The organism is Burkholderia sp. HMSC10F09, assembly GCF_001806955.1.
GTDB classification, from domain to species: domain Bacteria; phylum Pseudomonadota; class Gammaproteobacteria; order Burkholderiales; family Burkholderiaceae; genus Burkholderia; species Burkholderia multivorans.
This window is the reverse complement of sequence record NZ_KV786920.1, coordinates 1-5,470: the sequence shown is the minus strand read 5'-3', so window position 1 is coordinate 5,470 and position 5,470 is coordinate 1. Positions and strand designations below refer to the sequence as shown.

The 5,470-nt window shown below is 71.3% G+C and carries 3 protein-coding genes and 1 pseudogene; 3 read left to right on the top strand and 1 reads right to left on the bottom strand.

What is annotated here, in order from left to right; genetic code table 11:
• Window positions 1-94 precede the first annotated feature (94 nt).
• Window positions 95-1,885: a glycoside hydrolase family 15 protein gene (locus HMPREF3115_RS26750; protein ID WP_070556823.1), complete on the top strand. Its 1,791-nt coding sequence runs from the start codon at window positions 95-97 to the stop codon at window positions 1,883-1,885.
• A 44-nt stretch (window positions 1,886-1,929) separates the two neighbouring features.
• Here the strand turns inward: HMPREF3115_RS26750 and HMPREF3115_RS26745 are convergent, their stop codons facing one another.
• Complete coding sequence (locus HMPREF3115_RS26745; protein ID WP_006409499.1) at window positions 1,930-3,750, bottom strand: thiamine pyrophosphate-requiring protein; 1,821 nt, start codon at window positions 3,748-3,750, stop codon at window positions 1,930-1,932.
• A gap of 146 nt (window positions 3,751-3,896) precedes the next feature.
• Between HMPREF3115_RS26745 and HMPREF3115_RS26740 the strand changes: the two genes are divergently transcribed.
• Window positions 3,897-4,997, top strand: coding sequence for an enolase C-terminal domain-like protein (locus HMPREF3115_RS26740; protein ID WP_070556825.1), 1,101 nt, complete (start codon window positions 3,897-3,899; stop codon window positions 4,995-4,997).
• A gap of 34 nt (window positions 4,998-5,031) precedes the next feature.
• A pseudogene (locus HMPREF3115_RS26735) lies at window positions 5,032-5,470 on the top strand (hypothetical protein); the annotation flags it as partial.

Genomic DNA, 5,470 nt, shown 5'->3' with positions numbered 1-5,470 from the left:
CGGACGGCGCGCTCGGCTCCGCGCGCGCGCTCGCGTTCGGCGCGGCGTTCGTGCTGGTCGCAGCCGGCGTCGCGGCCGCGCGGAAGCTGAACCGATGAGCGCGACGCCGATCGAGGACTACGCACCGATCGGCGACGGCCGAAGCGCGGCGCTCGTCGCGCGCGACGGCAGCATCGACTGGCTCTGCTGGCCGGATTTCGATTCGCCACCGTGCTTCGCCGCGCTGATCGGCACGCCCGAGAACGGCCGGTTCCGGCTCGCGCCGCGCGAGCCCGACGCGCGCGCCACGCGTCGCTATCTGCCCGGCACCGCGATTCTCGAAACGACGTTCGACACGTCGTCGGGCCGCATCGTCGTGATCGACTGGATGAGCTGGGCCGCGGACGATCCGTGCCTGATCCGCAGCGTGCGCGGCGAGCACGGGTGCGTCGCGCTCGACGTCGAGCTCGGCGTGCGCTTCGACTACGGCTATGCGCTGCCGTGGTGCCGGCGCTTCGGCCGCCGCTGGCGGATGATGACGGGCGGCGACGCGATGTGGGTCGACACCGATGCCCGCCTCGACGTGCAGGACGACCGGCTGGTCGGCACGCCGACGATCGCGGCCGGCGAGCGCATCGATATCTGCATCAGCTATGCGCGCTCGTACGACCGTGCGCCGGCGGTGCCCGATGCGTATGCGTCGCTGCGCGACACGCACGCGTTCTGGCGCGCGTGGTCGCGCAGCCACGCCGCGCAGGGGCCGTACGGCGACGCGATCGAACGCGCGCTGATCACCATCAAGCTGCTGACGAGCCGGCGCACCGGCGGCATCGTCGCCGCGCCGACCAGTTCGCTGCCCGAGCGCTTCGGCGGCGTGCGCAATTGGGACTACCGGTTCTGCTGGCTGCGCGACGCGAGCTTCACGCTGCGCGCGCTCGCGCGCTGCGGCTATCGCGACGAGGCGGCCGGCTGGCGCGACTGGCTCGTGCGCGCGATCGCCGATCATCCGTCGCAGCTGCAGGTGCTCTATGCGGCCGACGGCAGCCGCCGCGCGGACGAATGGCAGGCCGAGCAACTGGCCGGCTACGGCGGCGCGCGGCCGGTTCGCTTCGGCAACGCGGCCGCGCAGCAACAGCAGCTCGACGTCTACGGCGAAGTGCTCGGCGCGCTGTATCAGGCGCGCCGTCACGGGCTGCCGCCGGACGACGACGCGTGGCTGCTCGAGCGGCGGCTGATCGACCATCTCGCGACGATCTGGCGCGAGCCCGACGAAGGGATCTGGGAAGTGCGCAGCGGCCGTCATCAGTTCACGTCGTCGAAGGCGATGGTGTGGGCCGCGGTCGAAAGCGCGTACCGTTCGGCGCGCGCGTTCGGACATCACGCGCCGCTCGACGACTGGCGGCGCTGGGCCGACACCATGCGCGACGAGGTGCTCGCGCGCGGCTATCACGCGAAGCTCGGGCGCTTCGTCGATCGCTTCGACGGCGACGGCCTCGACGTGAGCCTGCTGCTGATTCCGCTGAGCGGGATGCTCGATGCGAGCGACCCGCGCGTGGCGGCGACGGTCGCCGCGATCGAGCGCGAACTGCTCGAGGACGGGCTGCCGTTCCGCTATCGGCCCGAGCGTTTTGTCGACGGTTGCGAAGGGGACGAGGGCGCGTTCGTCGCGGCCGGCTTCTGGCTCGCGCAGGTGTACCGCCTGCAGCGCCGCGACGACGATGCGCACGCGCTGTTCGAGCGGCTGCTCGCGCTGCGCAACGACGTCGGGCTGCTGTCCGAGGAGTACGACGTGCACACGCACCGGATGTGCGGCAATTTTCCGTTTACGCTCGCCCACGTCGCGCTCGTCAACGCGGCACTCGCGCTGCAGTGCGACGCACAGCAGGACGACGTCGGCGTCGCGTAGGGCCGCCGGCGCCGCCGAACGCGGCACGCCGGCGCCACGTGCGCTTACGATTCTTTCTTGCCGCCGCCGCGCTCGCCGTTGCCCGGCAATACGGCCGACAGCACCTGCCGCGCGGTTTCGACGATCACGTTATGCTCGCGCGAGTCGCCCTTGAGCAGCGTCTCCGCGAAATGCTTCGCCTGCTGCAGCGTGACGTGCGGCGGCAGCGGCGGCACCTCGGGGTCGCTCTTGACTTCGAGCACGACCGGCCGGTCCGACGCGAGCGCTTCGTCCCAGGCGGCGCCGAGCTGCGCCGGATCGTCGACGTAGATGCCCTTCAGCCCGAGCAGCGTCGCAAAGCGCGAGTAGGGCACGTTCGGAATCTGCTGCGACGCGTCGAACTTCGGATCGCCTTCCATCACGCGCTGCTCCCACGTGACCTGATTCAGATCCTCGTTGTTGAGCACCATGCAGATCCAGCGCGGATCCGCCCATGTGCGCCAGTATTTGGACACCGTGATCAGCTCGGCCATGTTGTTCATCTGCATCGCGCCGTCGCCGACCAACGCGATCACGGGCCGCAGCGGATACGCGAACTTCGCGGCGATCGCGTACGGGACGGCCGCGCCCATCGACGCGAGGCCGCCGGACAGCGAACCCATCATCCCGCGCCGCATCGTCAGGTCGCGCGCGTACCAGTTCGCGCACGAGCCCGAATCGCTCGTCAGGATCACGTCGTCGGGCAGCCGCGGCGACAGTTCGGTGAACGCGCGCTGCGGGTTCACGCCGCGGCCGGGGCTCGCGCTCGCGGCGGCGCGCGCGGCGAGCGTGTCGCGCCATTCGTCGTTCCACTGCGCGATGCGCTCGCGCCACGCGGTGTCGTGCCGCGCGTTCAGCAGCGGCAGCAGCGCGCGCAGCGTCTCGGCGCTGTCGCCGACCAGATTGACCTCCATCGGAAAGCGCAGGCTCAGCATGTCGGCCTTCAGATCGATCTGCACGCCGCGCGCCTGACCTTCCTTCGGCAGGAATTCCGAATAGGGGAAGCCGGAGCCGACCATCAGCAGCGTGTCGCATTCGGTCATCAGCGAATAGCTCGGCTTCGTGCCGAGCAGCCCGATCGAGCCCGTGACCCACGGCAGATCGTCGGGCAGCGCGGCCTTGCCGAGCAGCGCCTTCGCGGCGCCCGCACCGAGCCGGTCCGCGACCGCGATCACCTCGTCGGTCGCGTGCAGCGCGCCCGCGCCGACCAGCATCGCGACCTTCGAACCGGCGTTCAGCACGTCGGCCGCGCGCTGCAGATCGTCCGCATAGGGCACGACCTTCGGCCGCGTATAGCCGACGCCCGAATGCACGGTGCCGTGCGCGCGCTTCGGCGCCGCATAGTCGAGCTCCTGCAGATCGTTCGGCAGCACGAGCGCGGTGACCGCGCGCGCGCCGAGTGCGGTGCGCACCGCGCGATCGACGAGGTGGCGCACCTGGCCCGGCACCGTCGCGAGTTGCACGAACGCGCCCGCGACGTCCTTGAACAGCGCCGGCAGATCGACTTCCTGCTGATAATGGCCGCCGAGCGCCGCGCGCGCCTGCTGGCCGACGATCGCGAGCACCGGCATATGATCGAGCCGCGCGTCGTACAGGCCCGTCACGAGGTGCGCGGCGCCCGGCCCCGACGTCGCGACGCAGACGCCGAGTTCGCCTGTAAATTTTGCATGCGCGGACGCCATGAAGGCCGCCATCTCCTCGTGTCGCGCCTGCACGAATTCGATCTTGCCCTCTGCGCGGTTCAGCGCACCGAAGAACCCGTTGATGCCGTCGCCCGGGTAGCCGTACACGCGGCGCACGCCCCAGTCGTACAGCCGTTCGACGATGAAATCCGCCACTGTCGCCATGCCGTTTCTCCTTGGTTCGCGGTGACCCGCACGCAACCTGCCGGTGCGCGCGGCGATGAACGTGCCGCGGCGCAAGCGGCGTGCCGCCCGAAGCTGACAGGTATGCAGGTTGCATGCGCGACGGCACGCAGCCACGGAGCGCGACGATGAGTCTTTCCGATGCGCCGACCCTCGGCGACGTGCGGGCGCGCGCGTATCGCGAGCCGACCGACCGGCCGGAGGCCGACGGCACCTATGCGTGGACCGCCACGACGATCGTGGTCGTCGAGATCGATGCGGGGCCCGTGACGGGGCTCGGCTACACGTACACCGATGCGAGTGCCGCGTCGCTCGCGACCTCGCTGCTCGCCGGCGCGCTGCGCGGCCGTCCGCTCGCCGATGTGCCGGCTGCCGTCGACGCGCTGTGGCGCGCGGTGCGCAACATCGGCCGCGCAGGCGTGGCGGCGACCGCGATCTCGGCGCTCGACGTCGCGCTGTGGGACGCAAAGGCGAAGCTCGCCGGCGTGCCGCTCGCGACGCTGCTCGGCCGGCGCCGCGAACGCGTGCCGGTCTACGGCAGCGGCGGCTTTACGACCTACGACGCGGCGACGCTCGCCGCGCAGCTCCGCGGCTGGCGCGACGCAGGCATTCGCGCGTGCAAGATCAAGATCGGCGTGCCGGACGCGTGCGACGCCGCGCGGCTTCAGGCCGCACGCGACGCGCTCGGCGCGGACGTCGAGTTGTTCGTCGATGCGAACGGCGCGTACTCGGCGCGCACCGCGCTTGCGTTCGCGGAGCGCGCCGCGCGCTACGACGTCCGCTGGTTCGAGGAGCCGGTCAGCAGCGACGATATCGCGGGGCTGCGGTTCGTGCGCGAGCACGTCGGCGCGCGCGTCGACGTCGCGGCCGGCGAATACGCGTATACGCCCGACGACTTCCGGCGCCTGCTCGAAGCCGGCGCGGTCGACGTGCTGCAGGCCGACGCGACGCGCTGCGGCGGCGTCAGCGGGTTTCTCGCGGCGGGCGCGCTCGCCGACGCGTATCACGTCGACCTGTCCGCGCATTGCGCGCCCGCATTGCATCGGCACGTCGGCTGCGTCGCGCCGCGCATGCGGCACGTCGAATGGTTTCACGATCACGTGCGCATCGAACGCATGCTGTTCGACGGCGCGCCGCCGCTGATCGACGGTGCGCTCGAGATCGACGCGGGACGGCCGGGCGTCGGTCTCGAACTGAGGACGGCCGATGCCCAACGTTATGCGATCTGAACGACCTGAACGACCGGAAGGACCAGGAGGCACGATGCGCGTTTTCCGCCCGCCCGCGACCGCGCGCGACGAGCAGCTGCTGCGCGATGCCGCGCGGCTGCTGAACCGCAGCGCGCTGCTGCTGGCCGGCTCGGTATTGGCCGACAGCGGCGTCGAGCACTATCGCGGCACGTTTCACAACCGCGCGATGGTCGCGCCGCTCGTGATGTCGACGCTGTCGGTGATCGCGAGCGTGCACGGTCACGCGGACGACACACCCGCGCGACACCGGCTGCGCGATGCCGTGCATGTCGCGTCCGCGGCGACCGGCCTCGCCGGTTCCGCATTCCATCTGTACAACGTGACGAAGCGCGTGGGCCGCTTCAGCTGGCACAACCTGTTCTACGGCGCGCCGCTCGGCGCACCGGTCGCGCTGCTGCTGTCCGGCGCGCTCGGCGCGGCCGGCGAACGGATGCGCGACTCGCCGGCCGCCG

Bases quoted from the DNA above. Each gene is read 5' to 3' on its own strand.
- HMPREF3115_RS26750 (WP_070556823.1), top strand. From the start codon at position 95: ATGAGCGCGACGCCGATCGAGGACTACGCACCGATCGGCGACGGCCGA.
- HMPREF3115_RS26745 (WP_006409499.1), bottom strand. From the start codon at position 3,750: ATGGCGACAGTGGCGGATTTCATCGTCGAACGGCTGTACGACTGGGGC.
- HMPREF3115_RS26740 (WP_070556825.1), top strand. From the start codon at position 3,897: ATGAGTCTTTCCGATGCGCCGACCCTCGGCGACGTGCGGGCGCGCGCG.